The 23,636-nt window shown below is 68.0% G+C and carries 20 protein-coding genes and 1 pseudogene; 10 read left to right on the top strand and 11 right to left on the bottom strand.

The features are described 5' to 3' along the window. Nucleotides 1-171 precede the first annotated feature (171 nt). The 3 genes from ACFWB8_RS31865 to ACFWB8_RS31855 all read left to right on the top strand — a co-directional run bounded on the left by ACFWB8_RS31865 (nucleotide 172) and on the right by ACFWB8_RS31855 (nucleotide 2,871). Nucleotides 172-906, top strand: a complete 735-nt coding sequence (locus tag ACFWB8_RS31865) for an FkbM family methyltransferase (protein ID WP_385234949.1) — start codon at nucleotides 172-174, stop codon at nucleotides 904-906. 190 nt (nucleotides 907-1,096) lie between these two features. Continuing rightward, nucleotides 1,097-2,098, top strand: a complete 1,002-nt coding sequence (locus ACFWB8_RS31860; RefSeq protein WP_385234946.1) for an NAD-dependent epimerase/dehydratase family protein — start codon at nucleotides 1,097-1,099, stop codon at nucleotides 2,096-2,098. After that, nucleotides 2,095-2,871, top strand: a complete 777-nt coding sequence (locus ACFWB8_RS31855; protein ID WP_385234943.1) for an FkbM family methyltransferase — start codon at nucleotides 2,095-2,097, stop codon at nucleotides 2,869-2,871. Before ACFWB8_RS31860 ends, ACFWB8_RS31855 begins: the two co-directional genes overlap by 4 nt. 43 nt (nucleotides 2,872-2,914) lie before the next feature. Here ACFWB8_RS31855 and ACFWB8_RS31850 read toward each other — a convergent pair whose 3' ends face one another. From ACFWB8_RS31850 to ACFWB8_RS31840, 3 genes are all read right to left on the bottom strand, one after another. After that, nucleotides 2,915-4,117, bottom strand: coding sequence for a glycosyltransferase family 4 protein (locus tag ACFWB8_RS31850; RefSeq protein WP_385234940.1), 1,203 nt, complete (start codon nucleotides 4,115-4,117; stop codon nucleotides 2,915-2,917). Beyond that, nucleotides 4,118-4,894, bottom strand: a complete 777-nt coding sequence (locus tag ACFWB8_RS31845) for a class I SAM-dependent methyltransferase (protein WP_385234937.1) — start codon at nucleotides 4,892-4,894, stop codon at nucleotides 4,118-4,120. A 293-nt stretch (nucleotides 4,895-5,187) separates the two neighbouring features. Further along, nucleotides 5,188-5,319: a hypothetical protein gene (locus ACFWB8_RS31840; RefSeq protein WP_385234935.1), complete on the bottom strand. Its 132-nt coding sequence runs from the start codon at nucleotides 5,317-5,319 to the stop codon at nucleotides 5,188-5,190. A 494-nt stretch (nucleotides 5,320-5,813) separates the two neighbouring features. On the opposite strand from ACFWB8_RS31840, the gene ACFWB8_RS31835 reads away from it, so the two are divergent. After that, complete coding sequence (locus ACFWB8_RS31835) at nucleotides 5,814-6,281, top strand: acyltransferase (RefSeq protein ID WP_385234932.1); 468 nt, start codon at nucleotides 5,814-5,816, stop codon at nucleotides 6,279-6,281. On the opposite strand, the gene ACFWB8_RS31830 is transcribed toward ACFWB8_RS31835, so the two are convergent. The 4 genes from ACFWB8_RS31830 to ACFWB8_RS31815 are packed head-to-tail and all read right to left on the bottom strand — an operon-like array spanning nucleotide 6,259 to nucleotide 9,294. Next, nucleotides 6,259-7,422, bottom strand: a complete 1,164-nt coding sequence (locus tag ACFWB8_RS31830) for a glycosyltransferase (protein WP_385234929.1) — start codon at nucleotides 7,420-7,422, stop codon at nucleotides 6,259-6,261. The two genes, ACFWB8_RS31835 and ACFWB8_RS31830, sit on opposite strands and share 23 nt — an antisense overlap. Beyond that, entirely contained in the window at nucleotides 7,422-8,120 is a 699-nt protein-coding gene (locus ACFWB8_RS31825; protein ID WP_385234926.1) for a WbqC family protein, read from the bottom strand. The genes ACFWB8_RS31830 and ACFWB8_RS31825 overlap by 1 nt, the downstream gene beginning before the upstream one ends. Further along, nucleotides 8,117-8,812, bottom strand: coding sequence for a PIG-L deacetylase family protein (locus ACFWB8_RS31820; protein WP_385234923.1), 696 nt, complete (start codon nucleotides 8,810-8,812; stop codon nucleotides 8,117-8,119). Before ACFWB8_RS31820 ends, ACFWB8_RS31825 begins: the two co-directional genes overlap by 4 nt. Continuing rightward, the gene (locus tag ACFWB8_RS31815; RefSeq protein WP_385234920.1) at nucleotides 8,809-9,294 is read right to left on the bottom strand and encodes a GNAT family N-acetyltransferase; all 486 of its coding nucleotides are present in this window, start codon (nucleotides 9,292-9,294) and stop codon (nucleotides 8,809-8,811) included. Before ACFWB8_RS31815 ends, ACFWB8_RS31820 begins: the two co-directional genes overlap by 4 nt. A gap of 189 nt (nucleotides 9,295-9,483) precedes the next feature. On the opposite strand from ACFWB8_RS31815, the gene ACFWB8_RS31810 reads away from it, so the two are divergent. The 3 genes from ACFWB8_RS31810 (at nucleotide 9,484) to ACFWB8_RS31800 (ending at nucleotide 13,127) form a co-directional block, all read left to right on the top strand. After that, nucleotides 9,484-10,839, top strand: coding sequence for an O-antigen ligase family protein (locus ACFWB8_RS31810; RefSeq protein ID WP_385234917.1), 1,356 nt, complete (start codon nucleotides 9,484-9,486; stop codon nucleotides 10,837-10,839). 199 nt (nucleotides 10,840-11,038) lie between these two features. Beyond that, entirely contained in the window at nucleotides 11,039-12,175 is a 1,137-nt protein-coding gene (locus ACFWB8_RS31805) for a glycosyltransferase (RefSeq protein ID WP_385234914.1), read from the top strand. Between the two features lie 13 nt (nucleotides 12,176-12,188). Further along, nucleotides 12,189-13,127, top strand: coding sequence for an NAD-dependent epimerase/dehydratase family protein (locus tag ACFWB8_RS31800; protein ID WP_385234911.1), 939 nt, complete (start codon nucleotides 12,189-12,191; stop codon nucleotides 13,125-13,127). A gap of 32 nt (nucleotides 13,128-13,159) precedes the next feature. On the opposite strand, the gene ACFWB8_RS31795 is transcribed toward ACFWB8_RS31800, so the two are convergent. Together ACFWB8_RS31795 and ACFWB8_RS31790 are read right to left on the bottom strand one after the other, a co-directional pair. Beyond that, on the bottom strand, nucleotides 13,160-14,536 hold the full coding sequence (locus ACFWB8_RS31795; protein WP_385234909.1) for a lipopolysaccharide biosynthesis protein: 1,377 nt from the start codon (nucleotides 14,534-14,536) through the stop codon (nucleotides 13,160-13,162). 249 nt (nucleotides 14,537-14,785) lie between these two features. Beyond that, the gene (locus ACFWB8_RS31790) at nucleotides 14,786-16,072 is read right to left on the bottom strand and encodes a nucleotide sugar dehydrogenase (RefSeq protein WP_385234906.1); all 1,287 of its coding nucleotides are present in this window, start codon (nucleotides 16,070-16,072) and stop codon (nucleotides 14,786-14,788) included. A gap of 244 nt (nucleotides 16,073-16,316) precedes the next feature. Here ACFWB8_RS31790 and ACFWB8_RS31785 point away from each other — a divergent pair, with 244 nt between their 5' ends. The 3 genes from ACFWB8_RS31785 (at nucleotide 16,317) to ACFWB8_RS31775 (ending at nucleotide 19,889) form a co-directional block, all read left to right on the top strand. Further along, nucleotides 16,317-17,399, top strand: a complete 1,083-nt coding sequence (locus ACFWB8_RS31785; RefSeq protein ID WP_385234903.1) for an NAD-dependent epimerase/dehydratase family protein — start codon at nucleotides 16,317-16,319, stop codon at nucleotides 17,397-17,399. Continuing rightward, nucleotides 17,396-18,604 carry an MraY family glycosyltransferase gene (locus ACFWB8_RS31780; protein WP_385234900.1) on the top strand — a complete coding sequence of 403 codons (1,209 nt, stop codon included), beginning with the start codon at nucleotides 17,396-17,398 and terminating at the stop codon, nucleotides 18,602-18,604. The genes ACFWB8_RS31785 and ACFWB8_RS31780 overlap by 4 nt, the downstream gene beginning before the upstream one ends. Nucleotides 18,605-18,746: 142 nt before the next feature. Further along, complete coding sequence (locus ACFWB8_RS31775; protein ID WP_385234897.1) at nucleotides 18,747-19,889, top strand: glycosyltransferase; 1,143 nt, start codon at nucleotides 18,747-18,749, stop codon at nucleotides 19,887-19,889. 40 nt (nucleotides 19,890-19,929) lie between these two features. Here the strand turns inward: ACFWB8_RS31775 and ACFWB8_RS31770 are convergent, their stop codons facing one another. Both ACFWB8_RS31770 and ACFWB8_RS31765 read right to left on the bottom strand, forming a co-directional pair. Beyond that, a complete protein-coding gene (locus ACFWB8_RS31770) occupies nucleotides 19,930-21,615 on the bottom strand; it encodes a DUF4012 domain-containing protein (RefSeq protein ID WP_385234894.1) in 1,686 nt (561 codons plus the stop codon). Nucleotides 21,616-22,632: 1,017 nt separating this feature from the next. Then, nucleotides 22,633-23,324, bottom strand: a pseudogene (locus tag ACFWB8_RS31765) (Tn3 family transposase). Between the last annotated feature and the right edge of the window lie 312 nt (nucleotides 23,325-23,636).

The raw sequence follows: 23,636 nt of genomic DNA, 5'->3' as shown, positions 1-23,636 counted from the left end.
CCCCGTTCAACCGGAGCTTCGTTGCGTACGTGACGGGCGGCCCGACTACCTGACCTGCGAACTCACGCGATCATCAGGACTTTGAAACGCCCCTGCTTCGCCGCCATGGCGGGATGGCAAGCCTGGAAGAGGATGATCGGGCGGCCACTGGACTTGTCCGTATACGGCGGTATGTCGTTCCGTGCTTATCCTGACAGCACGCAGCCGGGTCGTTTCGTCTATTTCGGCGGGCTTCCGGATTACGAAGAAATGACTTTCATGAAGCGATATCTCCGGCCTGGAGACGGGTTTATCGACGGCGGTGCCAACGAAGGAATGTTCACCTTGCTCGCCGCCCAGCTCGTGGGGCCAAGCGGAGCCGTACACGCCTTCGAGGCCGTGCCCGCGTTTGCGAAACGGCTGCAGAACAACGTCGACGTGAATTCCCTGCGTTGTGTGACGGTCCATGAAATGGCAATCGGAGCCGAGCAGGGCACCGTGTCGTTCGTCGTGAGGGGCTCTGGTTCACGCATCCGGACCGAGGCCGACAGCGACAGCGACAGCGCCGTGCAAGTGAGGCTCGGCCGGCTCGACGACACCCTGCCCGAACGCTCCTTCGCTATGGGCAAGCTCGACGTCGAAGGCACGGAACACCTGGCCCTCCGAGGTGCAGACCGACTCATCGCCCGGGGCGAGCCGGCGGTGTGGATGCTCGAACTCGTCGACAAGTTCCTCCACCGCTTCGGCTCCACGACCCGTGAGGTCCGTCGGTGGCTCGGTGACCACGATTACGACATCGTGCTCTACGACCCGGACCGCAACCGGCTCGTCCCAGCGCCGGATCATCTCGCCGCGGGGCCTGATGTACTGGCTGTATGCCGCCGCCGACGGCCAGATGTGGAAGCGCGGCTCGCCACTGCGGCCTGACACGGAAAGGGAAGAACCCGAATCCGGTATTGCCGCTTCGCTCCACCGTGCGGACGCATCACGAAAATTCCTGAGAATGTCTAAACCGGAAAAGTAGCCCAGGTCGGTAAGAATGGGGTGTCTAATTCACTGGTGACGGCCCGCAACTGCCCGGCGCAGTGCGAGCTGTGGCGACGGAAGGGAATCCGTGATGAGTGCGGCTCATTGCATCGAACGCGCGGTTGTGACCGGGGCGGCGGGCTTCATCGGCTCCCATGTCGTAGAGGCCCTGCTGCAACGCGGGGCCACCGTTCTCGGCGTCGACCGGCGCTCGCCCCGCGACAACGCCTTGGCGGCGGAGAACCTCAAGGGCGTAATGGGACACCCAGGTTTCAGCCTGGTCCAGGGCGACCTCGTGACAGACGAGCTCAAACCCTGGGTCCACGCCGCGGACGCCGTGTTTCACCTCGCGGCCATTCCGGGCGTCCGGCCGTCGTGGGGGGACGGCTTCGGCGAGTACCTCGCCTGCAACGTACTGGCGACGCAGCGGTTGATGGACGCATGCCAGTCCTCGGGTGTCCGCCGCCTCGTCCTCGCCTCGTCCTCCAGCGTCTACGGGGACGCCGTCGGCAGGGGCCCCCTGCGCGAGGAGGACGCCACCGCTCCTCTGTCACCGTACGGGGTGACCAAGCTCGCGGCCGAACGTCTTGCTCTCGCCTACGCGCTAGCCCCGGCAAGCCCCACGAGCGTGGTCGCGCTGCGCTACTTCACGGTGTACGGCCCCCGGCAGCGGCCGGACATGGCTATCGGCCGGATGTTGCGCGGAATCCTCACGGGAGAGCCGCTGCAGCTTTACGGGGACGGCCACCAGCGCCGGGACTTCACCTTCGTCACGGACGCCGTGGCAGCCACTGTCGCCGCAGCGACCGCAGATGCCACCGCGGAGGCGGTCAACGTGGGCGGAGGGGACAGCGTATCGGTGCTCGACGTGCTCAGGAGGATCGCCGACATCACCGGGGCGGAGGTTCCGGTGCGCGACGACATCCACCAGCCAGGCGATGTGCAGGTGACCGAAGCGAATCTCACGAAGGCACGTGAGCTGCTCGGTTACGTCCCCACGATCACGTTGACCGAGGGGATCGAGCGCCAGTGGAAATGGCTGTCCACCCGTTCCCGCGGCCCTCTCCACGACGCGGCTGCCGTGACGGCGTGACACGGAGAGCGGTGGGCGGCATGCGCGTCTTCCTTGATGTCGGCGGACACTACGGCGAGTCCCTTGACGTTGCCCTCGACCCCCGCTGGGGCTTCGAGAAGATCTACTCGTTCGAGCCGGCGGAACCCTGCCAGCGCATTCTCCGGGGGTTCCGCGACTCACGGGTGCACATCGTGCCGGCCGGCCTGTCCAGCAGGACAGGGCAGGCGACCCTGTTCGGGGCGGGTCTGCTCGGAGCGAGTGTGTATGCCGACAAGGGCGAGTTGGGCGACGGGCACGTCCGGGCGGAGACCATCGCCCTGCTGCGCGCCACGGACTGGCTGCGGGCGAACACGTCGGCCGACGACGAGATCTACCTCAAGCTCAACTGCGAAGGCAGCGAGTGCGACGTACTCGAGGACCTCCTGGACAGCGGCGTGATCAGCCGGCTGCGGAGCATCTACGTCGACTTCGACGTCCGCAAGATCCCCAGCCAGGCCCATCGGCACGCGATCGTGGAGGACAGACTGCGACACCACAGCCCGAGGTTCGTCACGCCCGATTCCCTGAAGAGTCACGGAGGCGGCGCCGCGGTGCGGGAGTGGCTCGTCCTGGTGAGCCCGCATTCGCCCGCCGCGGCGAGCACGGTGCGCTACCGTCTCGGACTCCACCGCCCGCCCTACATCTGGGCCACGCACGCCGCGCGGGCCGCGCTGCCGCGACCCGTCTACGCGCTCGCAGCGCGCCGCTTCGGCGCCCAGGCCCGGCAACGGACCGGGGCCGACCGCGGCTGATCCGAGCGGGGGCGCCGCCGCGCATGTGGCCGGCGGCCCACCCTCACAGCAGCGCGTGGAGCATCGCGGCCACGCGCTCAGGGGAGAATTCACGCTGCGCCCGGTGGCGCAACCGCAGCCCCAGCTCGCACCGGTCGGCATGGGGAACAGCCGCCAGAGACCGAAGGTGCCCGGCCAGCGCGTCGAGGTCACCGACCGGCGCCACATAGGGGTAGTCGGCACCCACCACGTCCACCGAACCGCCTGCATCGGTCGTCACCACCGGTGTGCCCGAGGCCATCGCCTCCAGCAGCACCCGCGGGAAGCCCTCCTCGTAGCTCGGCATGACGACGACGTCCGCCGCCGCGTACAGCCGGGGCAGGTCGCGATTGGGAACGGAGCCCAGCAGCTGCATGCGTCCGCTCCTCGCCGGGTCGGCTGCCTCGCGTTCCAGGCGGGGCCGATCCGGGCCGTCCCCGGCGACCACGAGCCGGACCTGGAGGCCGCAGTCGCGGACCTGCGGGGCCGAAGCGACCGCGTCCAGCAGGGGTGCGAGGAGGGTGACTCCCTTGCGATACGACAGCCGGTGCACGAAGAGCACAATGAACTCCTGCTCATCCCAGCCGAGTTCGGTCCGCGCCCCGTCGCGTGCGGCCTCGTCCAGGGGGGCGAAGCGCTCGGCGTCGACGTCGTTGTAGAGCAGCCGCATCCGTTGGCTCGGCACGCCCCACACCCCGGCCATCAGCGGCACCATGGTCTCCGGTCCGGTCACCAGGCAGTGCACGAGCCGCGCCGTAAGCAGGTTGACGAACTCATGGGCCCTGAGTCGCAAGGTCCTGGGTTGCTCCGGACTCCGTACGTCGGGCAGACCGCTGCGCCAGAGCAGGATGCGGTGGCGGTACAGCGGGTAGGTCAGGATCAGGACGATAACGAAGAGGGTGGAGTAGCGCAGGAAGTAGGTCCGGTAGCCGGCGCGAGACAGGCGGTGGACCGTGAGCGCGGTGCCCAGCATCCGGCCGATCCGGTGCCGGCCGGGTACGCGCATCAGGAGACGGACCCCGGCGAGTTGTGCCGGAGGATTGCCGCGCTCCACAGCGGCCGCGACGTCGACACGCTGTCCCAGAGCCGCCAGCAACGCCGGGATGTGTGCGAAGTGTTCGGACTCGTCTTCAGACAGGTGGGGCACCACATAGACGAGCCGCGGGCGCGAACCGGGCTGGGCGGAGTCCGGTTCGCTGTGTGTCCTGCCCTGCATCACGGCGGCCATCTAACCCACCTGCTGCGGGAGCTGTTCAGCGCGCCGCTGCGGAACGCCCGGCAACCGCATCGCCCCCGTGATCTTTCTCGAGTCGAACAGGAAGACCGGGCGTTGCCGGTGGCGCCCGCAGAAGTCCAGGAAGGCCCTGCTGCAGTTGACGTCGTCGCTCGCGAAGATGCTGCTCTGGGTCATCCTGGGCCAAGCCTGCCCGTACTCGAACATCTGCGGAAGATACAGATGGTCGCTGTCGTGGAAGAACAAATCGATGGACCCCACGCGCTCCAGCGCCCGGCTGAAGCATGCCGCGGGGTCCTTCGGGTCGAGGATCTCCAGCTGCCACTGCGGGTGTTCGCCGACCAGCCGGCCTGCGGTGTGATTGACGTCGAAGCTGTGCAGCACCCCTGAGCCATTGCGCTCGAGTGCGGCGAGAATCAGCCATGAGGATCGGCCGTCGGCCACACCGGTCTCCACCACTGACTGAGGCTTGAGCAGCCGGCTCAGTCCGTACAGCACGGCGCTGGTCTCCGCTTCCACGCCGTGAGTCCGGGGGTAGCAGAGCGCCGTGTCGGCGTAACGGGCGGTCAGTTCTTGGGTGACCTCCCCGTACTCGCCCAGGACGCGCTCGATCTCTGTTGCTTCCCAGCCCAGTTCCCGCAAAAATCCCGGCGCCGACGTGGTCAGCTTCCCTCCGGAGCGGGTGAAGTCCATGATGCTCGGCGCCGTGTACCGCCGGATGCCGGTTCCGAGGGTACGCATGGCGACGTACCCGCCCAGCACTGACGCCACAGGCCTCATTCCAGAGTGCCTGACCCAACGACGAACGGTCGATACTCGGCTCACGGCGCCCTCCTCAGTGTTACCTAGTGTCTGCGCCACATAACGTATCGGGTCAAACCGGGTTTATCCCCTACAACACGGGGCGCTGGAGAGTCAGTCGACGCTGACGTCCGGAAAAGTGCGGCCGGCATGCCGATGTTGGTGTCAGCGTTGGGTCGCCAGGACGCAGTCGCGTACCAAGGCCAGTTGAGTTGCGTCCCGAGCAGCAGGTCGAACTCTTCGAGGGGATGAGCCGAGGGGCGTCAGAGGCTGGGGACGGCGTTCCCCGGCGGCGGCCGGTCACGCTTCAGCGGCTCCTTCCAGACCGGGAGCAGCTGCGGCGGGATCCAGACGGAATGAAGGCCGCGCTCCTTCAGCGCGCCGCGTCCCGGCACGGTTGCCCCTTCTCAGCATGTCTGAACCGGATATATCGCATCGAGAGTAAAGAATGGGGCCGATGCTCGTCACCGAAGACCTGAAGAGCGGGGTACACGACGGCCCCCACCCGAGAACGGAGGTCCGGGTGCACGAGGACGTGGAACGCGCGACCCGGCGCACCGACCACGTCCCGGCCACGCTCCGGCCGCGCCCCGACAGGTGGCGGCATGAGAGCAGGAGCAGCGACGGACTTGCGTATCTTCACCGCCGTACGCGGGCGGCCTCCGTTGCCCGAATGGCACTGCCGGGGTCCGTCTACGAGCAGGCCGCACGACGTGTCGGCGCCCAAGCGCGCCCGGACACACAGCGCCTGAGACCACCAAAGGAAGCAGCAGGCCGTGGCGATTCATAAGGGGCTGGTGCCGTGAGGTGGCTACGGGCATGCGCCAACATTCCCCCTCGGCTGCGCGGCGCACGCATCGGAACGGGGTCGTACATCTCTCCGCGCGCAGTGATCCAGGAGCATGCCCGCATCGCCATCGGGCAGCGGACCCTGGTCGGCCGCCACGTGGAGCTGGTCCCGCAGGGCGGTTCCATCACGATCGGCAGCGATTGCTCACTGAACAACCACGTCGTCCTCTACGGCGCCGGCGGGATCACCGTGCAGGACGGGTGCCGCATCGCGACCGGCGTCGTCATCGTCGCCTTCAACCACGGGGTCGACGACCTCTCCCTCCCCATCCGCTGCCAGCCGATCACGGCCCGAGGCGTCGTCGTCGAGAACGACGTGTGGATCGGGGCACACTCGATCCTGCTGGACGGGGTGACCGTCGGGTCGGGCAGCGTGATCGGAGCGGGGTCGGTCGTCACACGCGACGTCCCCGAGTACTCCATGGTTGCCGGCAACCCCGCGCGCGTTCTGCGTCGCCGCGGCGTCTCGCAGCGGACGGCGATCGCTACGCCGAAGCCCGGGCCGTGACACGGCGATAGAGGAGGCCGAGCTCCTCGATGTTGGCGGAGAAGGCGTGGACCGCGAGGACTTTTCGGCGTACAGCGGCCAAGTCCTCGGGCCGGGGCGGGGACGCCGCCACCTGGCGCAGACCCTCGGCGAGTGCCCCGGCGCCGGGCGGAACCAGCATGATGCCGGGCCAGCCGGACACAGCAGCCGGAATGCCCCCGACACGGGTCGCGACGACGGGGACGGCCGCGGACGCCGCTTCCAGCAACGTTCTCGGCAGCCCTTCGTCTCTCGACGAAATGACGAAGAGGTCGGCATGCGCGTACTCCTCCCGCACGTCGTCGATGCCGCGCGCTCCGAGAAACGCGACCCTGTCGGCTAGGCCGAGCCGTTCGGCAAGGGCCACGAGCCTCGCCTTCTCGGGACCGTCACCGACGATGCGCAGCCGGGCCGTGGGAACTGTCTCGAGCAGCGTGGCCAGCGCCGTCAGGAGGATGTCGTACCCCTTGGACGGCACGAGCCGGCCAACCGCGAGGAGGGACAGACCGGGTCCGGCCAGCGGCGGGAAGGTGCGGACCGGCGGATCCTCCCAGACAGGCTGGAGCCGCGGCGGCACAAGAGCGGACGGGATGCCGCGCCGCGACAACGCGTCGGCCATCGACTGGGCCACCACTCTGCGCTCGGTGGCTCGTCGGGCGAACGCGACGACGGACCGTTCGAGGACGGCCTTCCGCCATCGGCCGAGTGAGGCGGCCGGCAGGCCGAGATAGTCGCCGTGGACGTCCATGAGCCAGGGCCGCCTGACGACCAGCGACACGGTCCAGGCCGCCAGCCAGCCCCACGGCTCCGCCCCGTTGAGGACGACGGTCTCGCCCCTGCGGGCTGCCGCACGCGCGAGGCGCACCCCGAGACGGACCGATCCGGCCACCCAGAGCAGAGACTGCGGCCCCGGGCGGCGCGGGTGCCGTACCACGTGCATCGAGCCCCGGTCGCACTCCAGGTGCGGGCCCGCCCAGATGCACCAGGCGTGACCGAGCCGGTCGGCCAGCGCGTTCCACGATCGGAAGTCGGCGGAGTCCTCGACGCCGCGCTGCCGGTGGCCCGAGATGGTCACGACGGTGATGCGCTGCCGTTCCATCGGGAGGGTGGAGTGGGTGGTCATCACACGTCCTGGAGCCGGTAGCGGGTCAGCAGGGGCGCCAGCTCGGCCGGGGGGACCCGAGACCAGGCGTCGACGGCCGACAGACGCGGTACGAAGGGATCGCAGCCCTGGGCGTACGTCGGATGGTCGAAGTCGAAGAAGCGCACGGTGATCCCGTGCTCGGCGAAGGCGTCAAGGTCTAGGTAGTCGCGCCCCGAGGGCCCGGCGAGGTACTCGTCGGCGCCTACCGCCCGGCACAGATTGAGGATCAGTTCGGACTTGGTCCCGGTGGCGTCGAGCTCGGAAGAACGAGCCGTCGGCACCTTGACGTCGAACTGTGACAGCATCCAGTCCGCGAGGTCGAGGTTGAGGTCGGCCAGGGAGCCGCCGGGCGGTGCCGCATCGATCACCGACAGCAGGTCGTCGATACGGTCCACTCCCCGGGTCCCGGACACCGCCTGGATCAGTCGTCCACGGTAGCGCCGCCGCCAGGATGGCATCTCGCAGATCGGCACATCGCAGATCCGCGTGCCGAACGGGGCGGTCACCGGAACGGTCAACCAGGTGGGCCGGCCGTCCAGCAGGACCCGGTTGCGGTTCTGGAAGTAGTTCTTCCGGTACGGCACGGCGTCGAGAACGATCCACAGGTCCGACGCGGCGACCTTGGCCAGGAGGCCGAGCCACGGCAGGTGCTCGGGCTGGTGGATGGTGACCCTCATGCAAGCACGCCTTCCAGTCGGGACACCTCGAACGCCTCGCCGTACCGGGCACGCATCTCGTAGCCGCGGTATCGGGAGCGGGCCTCGACGCCTTCGATCCACTGCTCCCCGTACTTGGTGTATTCGGACTTGTGCTGACGCAGGGCCTGCAGCTTCTTCTCGATGGTGTCGTCGATGTTGATGTAGAGCTGCGGGCGGAAGCCGACGTAGCTGCGCCCCGACGGGGTGATGGGCTCGTACATGACGACGGAGTTGTAATACCGGCTCGCCGCGATGGTGGCGAGCGCGGTGTTGGCATGAGACCGATGGGTATCGAACGGCCAGTGTGTGAAGACCATCGTCGGGCAGAAGTCGTCGACGACCTTGTTGATCGACTCCACGACGGTCGAGTGGTTCTCCACGTCCTTGGCGGGGAACGAGAGAACGTCGATCTCCTTGACCCCGAGAGTGGCGGCGGCTTCCCTGCCCTCTGTGACCGCCACGTCGGCGTCGCGGAAGTGGCTCCCGTCGTAGCTGGTGTAGTCCGATGGGCTCATCACCAGGAAACGCACCCGTGCTCCTGCCTCCACGAGACGAGCAGCGGTCCCTCCGGCCGCCAGCTCGATGTCGTCGAGGTGAGCCCCCACAAACAGGCTGCGCTCAAACATTGGGTTGCTGCAGAACATCACGTCGTCCTCTCGGTAAACAGTCACCGATGGAGTGGGGTGCCAGCCGCCAAGGACAACTTGCCTTCCGGCGTCGTGCCAGTGACGCGGAAGCCCGCACGTGCGTACAGGTCAAGTGCCGGCTGGTTGCGGGGGTCGCAGATGAGAGTGACGATGCCGGGCCTTCGCGCCAGGAGGAGGGCGAGCAGCCGAGAAGCGATACCGGTGCCCTGGTGACGAGGGTCGGTAGCCACGCGGTGAATGTGCGCGCCCTCGGGACGCCGGGAGGCGATCACGAATCCGACCGGCTCCCCGCGCACGGTCGCGACGAGGCTCAGCTCGCGCTTTCCGGGAAGTTGCCGGGCGAAGTTCTCGGCCTGCCACGGGCCGGTGTCGTAGTGGCTGCTCGCCCGGTGCACGCGCTGCTCCAACTCGACTAGCCGGGCGAGCAGTTCGTCGACGACATCACCCAGGCGATGCAGGTCTCGGACGGGCTGCCGGACGGCTGCCGTCCCCTTCGTACTGTGCATCCAAGTCCCTCGAGGTCGCGGCTTTCGCATGAGCGTCGCAGGGCGGAGGCCGCAGGAGGCGTCGGCGAGCCGATCCGGGCACATCAGTACCTCCGACGGCCTATTGGGGACGCGGGCTCCCGCGTGCCGCATACACAGTGCCGCGTCGGCGCGGCCACACTCGGCCCGGTGACATCGCCAAGGACGCGAATGAAGTTGCTGCTCATGGCCAGCGCCGCCGCCGCGATTTCCGTGCCAGTGATCAGCGCGGACCTCGGGGGGCCTCCAGGGGCTGCGCCGGACGGCGCCTCACTGACGGACGTCATGGGCTCGCCGTGGCCGGTGGCGGCGACGTTGGTGGCCCTGGCCACGCTCGGGATGCTCCTGCCGCCCGAGCTCCTGCTGACCGGTGCCGTCGTGCTGGGCCATGGGTTCGGAATCGCCGCTATGCAAGTTCCGGTGGCGGGGCCGCTGCTCATCAGCGACGTGCTGTTGCTTGTCTATCTGCTGCGCGTTGTCGCAGAGCGTGGTACGTCAGCGGAACGCAATGGATCGGTCAACCTGTGGCTCGCACTGTTCCTGGGCTGGTCGTTCCTGGCCACTCTCTACGCAGGCCTGACCGTCACACCCTTGCTCCGGATCGCCGCCTACTCTGCGGTATTCATTCTCCTTTCGCGCCGGTGGGTGGATCGGAGACTCGTCTATCACGGCGTACTGTGCTACGCCCTCGCCAACCTTGTTGGCGGCGTGCTGCTGGGGCAACCGCGGCTCCTCGGGGTGGACATCGGCGACCCCTCTCAGACCGGCGCACTTCTGCTGGCCGCACTGTGCCCACTGCTCACATCCGAACTGCGGTTCAGCGGCAGGTGGTTCGTCGGCGCGGTGCTTTTCTGCGGGATCTTCCTGACGCAGACGCGCGGCGTGTGGTTCGCCACCGTCGTCGTGCTGGTCGTGTGGGCGCAGAAGAAGCTTTCAGCAGTCAGGATCGCCGCTGTTCTCGCCGGTCTCGGGCTGGCAGGGCTGCAGATTGTCGGCTTGGTCACCCAGTGGTTGGGCCTCAACAGCTTCAGCGAGGTTCTCCGTACGCAGAGCGTCGTCAACGGAATCCGCTCCGGCCTGGAGAATCCCGTCTTCGGGAGCGGATGGGGACACGTGTCGTCCATGGACCATTTCCAGGTAGCCGGCTGGAACCCAATCCGACATGTCATGCCGTACAACCTGTTCGTCAATGTGTTTGCCTCGGTGGGTCTGCCCGCACTGCTGGCGCTCGCGTTGTTCCTGGGAGCGCTGCTCCGGCGCCTCGCATGCCGACGTGACGCACCTTTGCTGTTCACGGTCGCCGTACTCGCCATGTCCTTGACGGAAATGACCCTGTACGCGGGGTCGACGCTGACGCTGATTTTCTTCGTCTATGCGGGCATGGGGCTCGGCCCGGCAGTGCCGACGGATAGGGGCATCGTCAGGATGCGAAACCCAACCACTGGGCCCAGGCTGACCGCACTCAGGGCCGACAAACCGGGCCGTACGGAGGCCGGTGTCAGGCGCAAAGCATCTGCCACGATGTGACGGACGTGTAGGCCATAGGTGTCTCCTCGCCGGGCAGGCGGCGCGTCGTCGTCGTCGCTTCCTCCTGTCGGGTCACCATCAGTGCGCGTCGCGAGCACGTATCAGTGCCCGACTCAGCGATCGGCCAGGAACGCGGTGAGGCTGAATGGTGATTGCCCGAGGTCACACCCACGATGCCGCTCCCTCCCGGATCCGGGTGATGAGGGTCATCGCCCGGATGAACGTGGGCGGTCCGGCCCTCCAGGTCTCCACACTCATGGGGGGGCTCGACAGCGAGCTTTTCGACCACCGGCTCTTCGCAGGCTTCGTCGGCCCGGACGAGGCCGATTACGTGGAGCAGCGGGCCCCGCATGTGCAGGTCTGCCCGGTGCCAACCCTGGGCCGGGCCGTACGGCCCACCGATGATCTGCGTGCCCTGTCGGCACTGACCGCCGCCATGCGCCGGTTCCGGCCGCACATCGTGCACACGCACACCGCCAAGGCGGGAGCACTCGGGCGGATGGCGGCCGTGCTCGCGCGGGTGCCGGTTCGCGTGCACACCTTCCACGGCCACCTCCTGCAGGGCTACTTCTCACCGGCGAAGACCCGCCTGGTGGTGCAGGCCGAGCGCAGCCTTGCGACCGTCACCGACCGGCTGGTGGCAGTGGGACACAGCGTCCGCGACGACCTCTTGGCCGCCGGCATCGGCCGCCCCGGGCAGTACGCCGTGGTGCCGCCTGGCACCACGCCGGCCGCTGCTCCGGGCCGCTCGGAGGCGCGCAGACAGCTCGGCCTCCCGGAGGACAGCCTCGTCGTGGCCTATGTCGGGCGGGTGACCAGGATCAAACGGCCCGACCGGTTCCTGTCGGTGGCCCGAGAGGTGCGTCACACGTTTCCGGCCGCTCGATTCCTGGTGTGCGGGGCGGGAGACCTGCACGGCGATCTGGAAGCGGCCGGCGATCTGCGCGACTCGCTCCACCTACTGGGCTGGCGCGCCGACGTGGAGACCGTCTACGCCGCCTCGGACATGGTGCTGCTCACATCGGACAACGAGGGTATGCCGGTCAGTCTCATCGAGGCGGGGCTGGCGGGGGTGCCGGCCGTAGCAACGAACGTGGGCAGCGTGGCAGAGGTGGTCCAGGACGGGCAGACCGGGCTCCTGGCCCGGCGCGACGCAGACGACCTCACCCGCCACACCGTCAGGCTCCTTGGCGACGACGTGCTCCGCCGCCGGATGGGCGAGCAGGCCCGCGCCTGGACGGCGCGGCACTTCGGGGCCGAGCGCCTGGTGCAGGACACCCACGACCTTTATGCCTCCATCGCCGTGGCACGCGGCTGGTGGCCGAGCCCCCACTGAAAGGCGCGAACCGTTGAACGTCGTAGTGACCGGAGGCGCCGGGTTCATCGGAGCGAACCTGTGCCGTGAACTGACCTCCCACCCTTCCATCGGCAGGGTCGTCGCCCTGGACGACCTGAGTACCGGTACAGCGGCCAATCTCGCGGGCACGGACGTGGAGCTGGTCGAGGGCAGCATCCTCGACCGCGACCTGCTCGAGGGCATGGTGGCAGGGGCCGACGCCGTGGTCCATCTGGCCGCGCGGCCGTCCGTGCCGCGTTCCCTGGCGGATCCGTTCGCCAGCCACGAAGTCAACGCCACCGGAACTATGCGCGTCCTCGAAGCGTGCCGCCGCGGAAACACACACCTGGTCGCCGCGTCCTCGTCGTCGGTGTACGGCTCGGTCGCCGACCTGCCCAAGCACGAGGATCTGCCGACGCGTCCCCTCAGCCCGTACGCCGCCAGCAAGCTCGCCACCGAGGCCTATGCGCTCGCCTACGGATCGGCTTTCGGCCTTCCGGCCCTCGCTCTCCGCTTCTTCAACGTCTATGGCCCGCTGCAGCCTGCCGGACACGCCTACGCAGCCGTCGTTCCGGCCTTCATCGACGCGGCGCTACGCGGTCAGCCGCTGACGGTCTTCGGCGACGGCCACCAGACCCGCGACTTCACCTACGTCGGAACGGTCGCCCGGGTACTCGCCGACGCCGTTCTGCGGAAAGTCACGAGTACGAGCCCCGTCAACCTGGCCTTCGGCACCCGGATCAGCGTCCTGGAACTCGCCCATCACCTCGCCAAGACGCTGGAGCTGGCGATCGACATCCGCCACGAGGACCCCCGCCGCGGCGACGTGCGCGACTCGCAGGCCGATGACGGGCTGCTCCGCAGTCTCTTCCCGGGTCTCGCGACGGTTCCGCTGGAAGAGGGGCTGGCCGAGACCGTCCGGTGGTTCCGCTCCCTGCCGGCGTACGCGTAGCGGAGCCGCAGTGCGGCCCCGCGGGCGGGAACTCAGTGGTCTCCCCCGCAGGCCGCGCCGACGTCATGGACTCGGGAGCTCCCCACCGGGCCCCGCCCGGCCTGGACACCCGGATCCGACATCGACCGGGTGAGGCACCTCAGCACGATGAACCAGCCGGCCGAGCTCAGGACCATGAGGCCCAGATTTCCCCATGCCCAGGCCAGCGTCCTGCCCGACGCACCGGCACAGAAATGGATGACGCCGGCCAGCATCCCGAGCTGACAGACGCCCTCGGCGGTGAGGAAGACCAGCCTGACACCGGGGAAACCCAGAGCCGAGGGCAGCACCTTGGACCAGATCGCCGTGCCACGCAGCGCGGCCCCCGCCAGCATCACCACCGCCGCCGTGGACAGGATCGTGTACTGGGGGCCGTACATCAGGCCGATCAGCAGGCCAAGGAGAAGAACCGCGACCACCACCGCGACCAGTCCGATGGCGCCGACGAGTGCGCTGCAGCGGCGGACATCGCGCATCACCGCCCAGCGGCGCCCATGGGCTCCGGCCCGTGCAAGACGCGGGTAGAGCTGTGACGCCACTGGGTTGACGACGCTCCCGAAGAGACGGCCCGGAGCGCCGGCGATTTTCAGGTACGTCACCAGGGTGGGGCCACCGAGCAGTCCCGCCAGAAGGGAGACGCCGCTGTCCGAGGACAAGGAGACGGATTGTGTCGCCGAACTCTTCACCAGGAAGGGCAACAGGCCTGCCGGCATCGGAGCGGGGCCGTCAGCGGGAGGGCCGCACGCCTGCCTGACCTGCCGCCAGGCGATCACGGTGACGGATACGGTGGAAACCAGGCCGGTGATCACGGTGGCCACCAGGTAGCCGCCCGTGCCGGCCGTCATCAATGCCGTCAGCGTCATCAGGAAGCCGAAGACGGCGAGCACCACGCGGATCACTCCGAGCCGCTCGAGCCGGTCGGAGATCGCGAAACCGACCGATGCGCTGCCCCAGGGCGTAGCTGCTCCTGCCGCCAGCACGGCAGGCACGAGCAGCGAAAGCCGTTCAGCGGGGATCCATCCGAAGGCCGCGGCGGCCAGCGCCGCCGCCACGCCCAGGACCGTGGCCAGCAGCCCGGCCCCGATGTCCAGCCGGAGAAGCCGGCAGTACAGCCGGGTTCCGTGACCGGTGCCACGACGCTGTTCCATGGGAACGAACCGCTGCTGCGCGTCCTCGAAGCGCGGATCCCACAGCAGGAACCAGATCGCTGCCATGGCCTGGGTCAGGAGCACCTCCCCCGCCGCAGTGCTGCCGACCAGCCGGACCAGTGTGACGGTGGTGGCGAACGAGAGTGCCGCCTCGATCTGGCTGGCGGCGGTGAGCGAGCCGAAGGTCCTCAGATGCCGTTGCGAGGGCAGGCGCCTCGCCAAGCGCGTGACCCACCTCTCAGGGTCGGTCCCGGCACCTGTGGGATCCAGCGGCGTCGCCGCTGGCGGTGTACCTCTCACCTGCTGCTGCACCTTCTCGTCACTCGGCGGTGTGGCGGGCATCGGTTGCCGTTCTGCCGCAACCGCCCGACGGCCGGTTTGACCTGGCGAAGTCGTCCGACCTCGGCGGATCAGGAGGATCCGGCTGGCATGGATCCTCCCCAGCCCGGGAAGGGCGAGGACGCGCACGGGTCAGAGGATCTCGACACGCTCACCCCGGCAGCGATTGCGCGTGTCAAAAACGTAGGAACCGGCCTCTTCAACGAGTGCGTAGTCGAAGGCATCGTGGTCGGTCGCCACGACGACCACGTCGGCCGCCTGGACCTCCGCCTCGGTGACTTCGACTCGGGTGATCTCCGGAGGAACGAGGTACGAGTCGGTGTGCGGCTCCGCCACCACCAGCCGGGCCCCGAGAGCGAGCAGCGACCGGGCGATGGCGAGGGCCGGCGACTCACGGATGTCGCCCGTGTTCTTCTTGTAGGCCAGACCGAGTTGCAGTACGCGCGAGCCCTTGACCGATTTACCGCGCTCGTTCAGTCCGCGGGTGATCCGCGAGACGGCATGGGACGGCATGTGATCATTGATCTCATTGGCCAAGGCGATGAATCGGAGATCCTGTTTCAGCAGCCTCTTGACCTGCCACGACAGATAGGACGGGTCCACCGGCAGACAGTGTCCGCCCACGCCGGGACCTGGTCTGAACGGCATGAAGCCGAACGGCTTGCTGCTGGCGGCCTCCACGGCCTCCCAGATGTCGGCACCCAACTGTCGGGACACCATGGCCATTTCGTTGACCATCGCAATGTTGACGTGCCGGTAGGTGTTCTCCAGCAGCTTGGTTAGCTCGGCAGTTCGGCACGAACTCACCGGCACAGTCCGCTCAACGATGTCGCCGTAGAATTTCTCGACGCTGCACAGGGACGCGGCGTCGATCCCGGAGATCACCTTGGGCGTGTTCTCCAGGTGCCAGTCGGGGTTGCCCGGGTCGATGCGCTCGGGGCTGTAGCCGAGGTGGAAATCCGCTCCGGCCCTCAGTCCGCTGCCTGCTTCCAGCAGCGGCAGCAGCAGGCTCTCGGTCGTCCCGGGATACGTGGTGGACTCGAGGACCACGGTGGCGCCGGGTGAGATGTGGGGGGCGATGCTCCGACCGGCGCACTCCACGAAACTCAGATCGGGGACGCCCTCACGCAGGGGTGTTGGCACGGTGATGACGCATACGTCGAAACCGTCGATCCCCTCGTAGTCGGTGGTGGCACGGAAGTGGCCGCTGTCCGTGATGGCCATGAGGCGTGCGTCGTCGACGCCTTCGATGTAGGAGTCGCAGCCGCCCAGGCGTTTGACACGCAACTCGTCGGTGTCCACGCCGACGACGGAATATCCCGCCTCGACCGCCCGGACGGCCAGCGGAAGGCCTACGTAGCCCAAGCCTACGACGATCAGGTTGCGCCTGTCGGCGACGCTGCTCTGACGCACCCTCATCACTCCCATTTTTAGGGACCGCAATATGCCATAGGCAATTCACGCACACGCGGCAGCTCCGACGCGCCCCTCCGGGATGTGTCCGACCGACATCACCCTGATTCCGTAACGGCAGACTCGCCGAGCGTTCCGTCATCACCTGACGGACTTCCAATCTCCGCTATTCATCGCATAGGTGAACGTTGGCTCGGCACTGTGATCGAGCTCCCCGGAACCGCGACCCGACCACACCACCCGAACCGGAGTGACGCCGCACATGAATCGTTGTTCGAAGTACCTGGTCACCGGCGGAGCCGGCTTCATCGGCTCCCATCTCGTGGACGCACTACTGGCTGACGGAAACAGCGTGGTGGCCCTCGACAACCTCGCCACGGGACGGCAGGAAAACCTCACCCAGGCGCGGACGAACCCGCGCTTCCGCTTCGTCCACGGGTCCGTGCTGGATGCGCCGCTCGTCGACGAGCTGGTGCACGAATGCAATATTGTCATCCATTTGGCTGCCGCCGTAGGGGTCAAACTCATCGTCGAGCAGCCGCTGAGGTCGTTCATCACGAACACAAAAGGCACCGAGACCGTCATCGAGTCCGCGCAGCGTTACGATCGCAGGATTCTCATCGCCAGCACCTCGGAAATCTACGGGAAGAACTCCTTCGGACCGCTCAGCGAGACCTCCGACCGCATTCTGGGCAGCCCGTCGGTGGCCCGGTGGTCGTACAGCACCGCCAAGGCGGTGGACGAGATCATGGCCTGCCTCTACCACCGGGAGCGCGGGCTGAGGTCGACAGTGGTTCGGTTCTTCAACACCGTGGGACCCCGCCAGAGTCCGGCGTACGGAATGGTCATTCCGCGATTCGCCCGGCAGGCAGTACTCGGGGAACCCCTCACGATCCACGCGGAGGGCAGCCAGAGACGCTGCTTCCTCCATGTCGCCGACGCCGTCGCGGCGCTGCTCCTCCTCCTGGAATATCCCGAGGCAGTCGGAGAGACCTTCAACATCGGCGCGGACGACGAGATCAGCATCGGCGAGCTCGCCAACCGGATCATCGCCCAGGCCAGAAGCGCCTCACCCGTGGAACACCTGTCGTACGCCGAGGCGTATGGACCGGACTTCGAGGACATGGAACGACGCGTCCCTGACACCACGAAACTCCGCGCACTGACGGGCTGGCAACCCCGGCACAGCCTCGCCGACGTGCTCGCCGACGCGATCGCGGACGCCCGTGCGGCAGGGCGCGACACCCCGTCGGCACATATGCCGGCCACCCAGGAGCCACGTCTCCCCGAGACCGGCCGGCTCGTTCCCGAAACCGCTGTGGCGGGACAGTGACCGGCATCGGCGCAGTTGTGCCGCTGGCGGGAGCAGGCGCCGCGGCCCTGCTGCTCGGACTGCTGCTGACGGAACCCATGCGGCGTTTCGCCCTGCGCCATGGGATCACCGACCGTCCCAGCGCGCGCAAGGCGCATACCCGGCCCACGCCCTATCTCGGCGGTGTCGCCGTCGCGTTCGCCACCCTTGGCGTGGCTACGGCCGTCGCACTCGCCCGGGGTGTCTTCGACCCGGTTCTCGCAGTGCTGCTCGGCGGTGCGGCAATCGTGTGCGTTCTCGGGCTCATCGACGATCTGCGCCAGCTGGGCCCAAAGATCCGGCTGTGCGTCGAGGCGTCGGCCGCCACGCTGGTGGTAGTGGTAGGGGGGCAGCCGACCGTCTTCGGCGGCGCGGTCGACGTGGTGCTCGCCGCCCTGTGGATCGTCTTCGTCACGAATGCGTTCAACCTGCTGGACAACATGGACGGCGCAGCGTCATCGCTGTGTGTCGTCATCGGAGGATTCGTCTGCCTCACTGCCCCGGCAGGCGACCCGAGCGGCCTGGGTGTGGTGATGGCGGCCCTGGCCGGGGCCTGTCTCGGTTTCCTGTTCCACAACAGGCATCCGGCACGGATCTTTCTCGGTGACGCGGGCTCACTCTTCCTCGGCTTCACGCTGGCCTCCGCGATGATGGTGTGCCACGTTGACACCGTGGGCCTGTCCGGACCCTCCAGCCTGCTGCTCGCCACCCTGGTACCGACGTTGGACACCGCGCTGGTGATGCTGTCCCGCTACCGGGAGTCGAGGCCCCTGCTGCAAGGCGGCACGGACCACACCGCCCACCGGTTGCGGCGCATGGGCTTGACGGTGCCGCAGGTGGTCCAGACGCTCAGCGCCTTCGCCGTGGCGGGCTGCCTGTCCGCGATGCTGGTGGCCTACGGGTTGATTGCTCCCGGCATCGCGCTCCTCGCCGCCTGCGCAGTGGGGATCGGGGCGGTGTGGCTGCTACTCAAAGTCCCCGCTGTGTCCACCGCTTCGCCGCGCCTCGCGGTCCCGGCCGGGGCCCTGGCCGACGGGGGTGCCCGTACAGCACTCCGGTGGAGACTCGGTGCTGGGTCCAGACTCCGCCACAGGGCGGTCCGGCCGACGGGCGTGCCGCACTCACGGGGAGCCACGAACGCCCCCGCCTTGTCCCCAACAGCGGGCACTCTGGCGGCACCGCAGTGATGCCGTAGAAAAGGCGGCATTCGGGTAATGCTCCCGCGAAAAACGCGCGACCGGGCCAAAGCCGCCTGTTCGGGCGCCACTCAGCACTTATGGTGCTGACCTGCGACGGCGCAAGGCCTCGTCGGCATCGGAAGGCGGCTCGATGACCATGACGCGGATCTGCGAAGTGATCAAGACCCTCGACGTCGGCGGTGCCGAGGTCCTTTTGGTCGAACGTCTGCGCAGGGCGCCCCGGTCCGACCGTGACTACACCGTGGTCTTCCTCCAAGCCGAGACGCAGGAACTGGTGGATGCACTCCGGGACTGCGGAGTGACACTCGTCGATCTCCGGTCCTGTCCGCGGAGGCTGCGCTACCTCGGGCTGCTCCGTGCCGTGCGGCGCCTAGCTCCGGACGTGGTCAATGTGCACTCCCCGTTGCCCGCCGCGGTGCTGCGCCCCGCCCTGCACCTGATGCGCCCGCGCCCGGCACTGATCTCGACGGTGCACTATGTGCGGTGTCACCCGCTGACGAGGCTGCTCGAACGGCCGACGCGGCGCCTTGACGATCTGACGGTGGCCGTCTCACCACAGGTGGCCGCCTCCGCATCCGTGCGGGGCGCTCGCCAGGTCCGTACGCGCATCCACGGGGTGGACGTGGCAGCGCAGCGCAGCTGGGCGCAACGAGCGGACCAGGTGCGGGAGGAGTTCGGGATCCCGGCAGAGGCCTTCGTGCTGGCATTCGTGGCCAACTTCCGTCCGGTGAAGAACCACACGCTGCTGGTTGAAGCAGCCGCTCTGGTACTCGAGCGGCGTCCTGACGCGCTGTTCGTCCTGGCCGGGGACGGCCCTCTGCGCGAGCAGGTGCTCGCGGACATCCGCCGGCGCGGGCTACAGGACCGGATGCCGTATCTAGGACGGATTCGGCAGGCTGGCCGGCTGGTGGCGGCTGCCGACATCCTGGTTCTGGCATCCCACTACGAAGCAATGCCCGTGGTGGTCATGGAGGCACTGGCAGCCGCTGTGCCGGTGGTGGCCACCAGGGTGGGGGGAATCCCCGATCTGGTCCGCGACGGCGACAACGGCATTCTCGTCCAGCCAGGTTCACCACAGCGGCTGGCGGAAGGCATCCTGCGCGCCATGCGGCCCCGGGTTCATTCCGTGCTCGCCGCCCGAGCGCTCGCCGACACTACCTCGGTGGACGTTGCCTCCACTGCCGCATGGTTCGACGACGTCTACGCCGACTTGGCGAGCGGAGCCCGGGAAAGCCGAAGAGACGCCGTCCCGAGGGGAGCACAGGTACGCTAAATCCTCCGCGCCCTCGGTCACCGCTCTGTGGTGCCCGTCGTCAGTCGCCGCACGCCGGGTAGGACTCCACATGAGCCCGCAGCGGTGTGACCAGCGGCTGGCGCCACAGCACGGGCGCATGGTCGCTGATCGGCTCCAGGAGCTGGAGCGTCAGGGTACGGGCGCGCTGCGCGGGCAGTTCCAGGTCCAGCGTGTAGACCGGGTGTCGGAGCTCCTCGCCGATGCCCACCAAGGCGGTCCGGCCGTCGAGGGCCGCACCGGTGAGCTCTGTGCCCGTGCTGGCATAGTAAGAAACCAGCACCCGGTTGTCTCCCGGCCGGATGGGGTACGCCGGCTTGTCGCCTCGCTGGGTGACGTAGGGAGGAAGCCCCGACCTCGGCGCCCTGTTGGTGAGAGTGATCCGCGCGGTGACGAGCCGACCTTGCGGCGTACAGCGGCCCGGAACCCAGCTCAGCTCTCGCTCCAGGTAGTAATCCAGCTTCCCGCCCGCAGCGTTGTTGACGACGAGTCCGGCGAAGGGACCGGTCTCCTGGGGAAAGGTGCCGCTCAACGGACGGGTCGACAGCAGACGTTGCTCGTTCTCCCGGACGCTCCACACCTTCAGCCGTCCTGTCGCCGCGTCACCGTACGCCGCCTTGAGCAGTCCGGGAATCCGTCGCGGATCGTGGAAGGCGTCCACCAGGGTGGTGACTGCCGTGCGCGCCACCCCGAGGAGGAACGCCTTGCGCGTCGCGTCGTCGGAGTAGCGTGCGTAGCCCGTGCGCTCCGTGAGGTCCAGCATGTTGTCGCCGGTGAGTGCCCCGCCGTCGGGCAGTCGTCCCGGGCCCGCCACTCGCAGCAATCGGCCCAGGGTGGTGGGGTCCAGGGCGATGACCCCGTCCACCCTCTTGCCGCTGCGCTGGCGCCAGGTTGCCGCCCAGATACGGGCGGCGTAGGGGAAATGCGGGCTGAGGTTGGAGTTGGCCCAGAAGCGGGTGGGCTCGTACCGGGCATAGCGGGCGGTGTATTCGGATCCCAGATCGACCGCAGGACTGCCACCCGTCACTCCGTCGTCATTGTCGAGGGTCTCGAAGTGCAGTTGTCCCCGTTCCGCGGTGAGCACGGCGAAGGCCCCCGGCATGCCGCCGGTGCCGCGGGCTTCCGCCGTGTTCTGGACGCCGACGAAATACCGTCGAGGACCCTGTTCCCCCAGCATCGCCGGCAGTACACGGGCGGCCACAGCGGCATCAGACGTGAAGGGGGCGATCCGGTCGAGCAACCCCAACAGTTGCGTGCGTGCGTGGTCGGCCGCTGGCAGCCAGGTGGTATGGGGAAGACGGCTGGCCTTCGCGCGCGTCTCGGCGACCACCCGCGCCGCCCGCTCGAGAGCCGGAGCCTTGCCGCCGAAGGCGGACAGCAGGGCGACCCTACCGCCCTCACTGGAGTCATCGGCGAGTTCGGGAGCGATGCGCACGAACGGCGGAAGTACGTCGTGAGTCAACCGGTCGGCGGCGCTCGCCGCGCCGCGAACCGTTTCCGCGGGTCGGCCGAAGAACGGCACCTGCGCGAAGAGATACCAGGCGGGTCCGGTAGTCAGGCGATGCGCCCGGGCAGCGTGCACCGCAGCAGAGCTCATCGCTGCCCCCGAGGCAGCGTCCCCCGTCGTATCCACGACCGAGTGCCGCAGCGTATCCAGCGACCGCTGAGCGGCCAGCAACTCCGTCCGGGCAAGCAGACCGGTGCCCACGATCCAACCCGCTAGGGCAAGACACAGGACGGCGACGGCCGACAGCACGTGCCGGGCACGAGGCCGTGGGAATCGGCAACGCGTCGGCTCGGTCCTTGAAGACCGCCCCGTGTTTTCGATGAACTTGAGACGCTCACGCAGGTGTCGCAGCCGCACGGAGAACTCGGTGATCAATGGTTTTCGAGCCACGAGGCTGCTCCACCCGTACCGCCTCCGGGTGGGACCACTCCTGCCGCCCCGCGAAGAGCGTGGCCGGGCCAGTCGCCCAGACGAGGGGACACAGCGACGGCAGCGGAGGCTGTGCCGGCCGCCCGCGCGCCACGCCACATCGACGACGTCGCCAAATTCTCCACGCTCCTCACATGAGGCCAGGCCCGAACGGGCGGGGCAAAGGGCTTTACGCACGTATACATGTCGTCAGGTAGCGTCCGATAACGCCATTGAATACCCAAATCACTGGATGGCCCAATAATTCATTCTTTCTTTGCTGGCCGAGCGTGCTGTGCACTCCGAAAGGGCAGGTTTGGTGTAACGGTCGTCTCTGCACAGGGAAATGTGTGCCGATGGTCGGTGACACGTCCGGAGCGAAGGTTTGCTGCCCACCGGGAAGGGACACGGAGGCTGGCCCACACTTCGATGCGTTCACCGAGGTACCACTCACTGACTTCACTGCTGGGTACTGCGAACTGCGGGTCTACTGTCCAGGCAATCGACCGATATGCGGCGGTTCCTGCTGCGCAGATGACGAAGCTTGTGGCAGGGGAGCCTGCTGCAAGAAGAACGTGTGCTGCGAAAATGCCCCGTGCGATGCCAGGTTCCACTGCTGCCACGGGCGACAGTGCTGCCCGAACAGCAGGGACTGTGGGCCCATAGACCCAGCGACAGGCGACATCCGGTGCATCCGTCGCCCGTAAGCGGCGAGGTTTGAGCGCCTGGGCTGTGGCGCCGCCGAGCTGCTGACCATCGCGGAGCACCTACGCCGCCATCACGATATCCAGTTTGAACTCCTCACCACGATCACGCCGGGGCCGCGGTGGCCTGGCCTTGTGGGCTGCGCGGTCCGGGCACCGTGGCCGCCCGGGCGGCCAAGTCCAGGTCGAGGCGGCTGTTCATGTCCAGCTCGAAGCGGCCGTAGGGGTTCACGTGGGTCCAGAACAGCGGAGACAGCGCCCGGCGGTCGGCCTCGGTGAGTTTGTCGGCCCACTTCGACTCGGCCAGGAGCTGTTGAAGCAGCAGGGTATTGACGTGGACCAGACTCGACTGCAGGAGGTGCAGGGCGAGCATGGAAATCTCCTGGCTCTCCTTGTCCGCGCCGGTCAGCGCGCCGTCCTTGCCGTAGTACAGGTCGTGGTTGGCCGAGTTCCAGTTCTCCACCACCTGGAGGCCCTCGTGGATCTCCCGGCGCATCTGCGGGTCCGACAGGTAGTCGCAGATGAAGGCCGTGCGCACGGCCCGGCCCAGTTCCTCGATCGCCCGGTAGGTGGGGTGTTCGGAACCGCCGCGGGTGAACTGCGGAGCACCTGCTCGGCCTCGGCGGTGCCCAGCCTGAGGGCGGTGGTGTACTTGACGATCTGGTCGTACTGCTGACGGATCAGCTCCCAGTCGATCGTGCGGGTGGAGAGCACCGGCGCGAGGGTGGGCCACTTCTCGTCCTCTCCAGCGGCCGGCCGGTACAGCTTGACGGACCCGACGTTCTTCAGACGGAGCATCAGCTTGAAGTCGAGCATGTGGGCGAACGCGAAGCCCACGATGGACGCGCCATGCGGTAGGCGGCCGTGTGCCGCAGGTCGTGCAGGGTCCAGTTCGACCCCAGCAGATCGTTCGCCCGGTCGAACATTGCTCTGGCCGCATGGTAGTTCAGCGGCCTCCACGGCCGCCGAAGCGTCCACCACAACGGCAGCTGGCGTCCCTGCGGGGTGCCCTGGCGCGGGACTGTAAGAAGAACGGTGTAACTCCGATCATGGAGGATTGCACCTGTGACCAGCGAGAACATAGCGAAACCGTCCGAGGCGGAGGCCGTG

It is taken from the genome of Streptomyces sp. NPDC060031 (genome assembly GCF_042736805.1).
In the GTDB taxonomy this organism is placed as follows: Bacteria; Actinomycetota; Actinomycetes; order Streptomycetales; family Streptomycetaceae; genus Streptomyces.
Note: the sequence above shows the minus strand (reverse complement) of the source record. Positions and strands in the feature narration are given on the sequence as shown.

What these genes read in the sequence shown, in the direction of transcription:
- ACFWB8_RS31810 (WP_385234917.1), top strand. Translation starts at nt 9,484, where the DNA reads ATGAAGTTGCTGCTCATGGCCAGCGCCGCCGCCGCGATTTCCGTGCCA.
- ACFWB8_RS31815 (WP_385234920.1), bottom strand. Translation starts at nt 9,294, where the DNA reads ATGCACAGTACGAAGGGGACGGCAGCCGTCCGGCAGCCCGTCCGAGAC.
- ACFWB8_RS31850 (WP_385234940.1), bottom strand. Translation starts at nt 4,117, where the DNA reads ATGGCCGCCGTGATGCAGGGCAGGACACACAGCGAACCGGACTCCGCC.
- ACFWB8_RS31860 (WP_385234946.1), top strand. Translation starts at nt 1,097, where the DNA reads ATGAGTGCGGCTCATTGCATCGAACGCGCGGTTGTGACCGGGGCGGCG.
- ACFWB8_RS31775 (WP_385234897.1), top strand. Translation starts at nt 18,747, where the DNA reads ATGACCATGACGCGGATCTGCGAAGTGATCAAGACCCTCGACGTCGGC.
- ACFWB8_RS31830 (WP_385234929.1), bottom strand. Translation starts at nt 7,422, where the DNA reads ATGACCACCCACTCCACCCTCCCGATGGAACGGCAGCGCATCACCGTC.
- ACFWB8_RS31805 (WP_385234914.1), top strand. Translation starts at nt 11,039, where the DNA reads ATGAGGGTCATCGCCCGGATGAACGTGGGCGGTCCGGCCCTCCAGGTC.
- ACFWB8_RS31825 (WP_385234926.1), bottom strand. Translation starts at nt 8,120, where the DNA reads ATGAGGGTCACCATCCACCAGCCCGAGCACCTGCCGTGGCTCGGCCTC.
- ACFWB8_RS31865 (WP_385234949.1), top strand. Translation starts at nt 172, where the DNA reads ATGTCGTTCCGTGCTTATCCTGACAGCACGCAGCCGGGTCGTTTCGTC.
- ACFWB8_RS31790 (WP_385234906.1), bottom strand. Translation starts at nt 16,072, where the DNA reads ATGAGGGTGCGTCAGAGCAGCGTCGCCGACAGGCGCAACCTGATCGTC.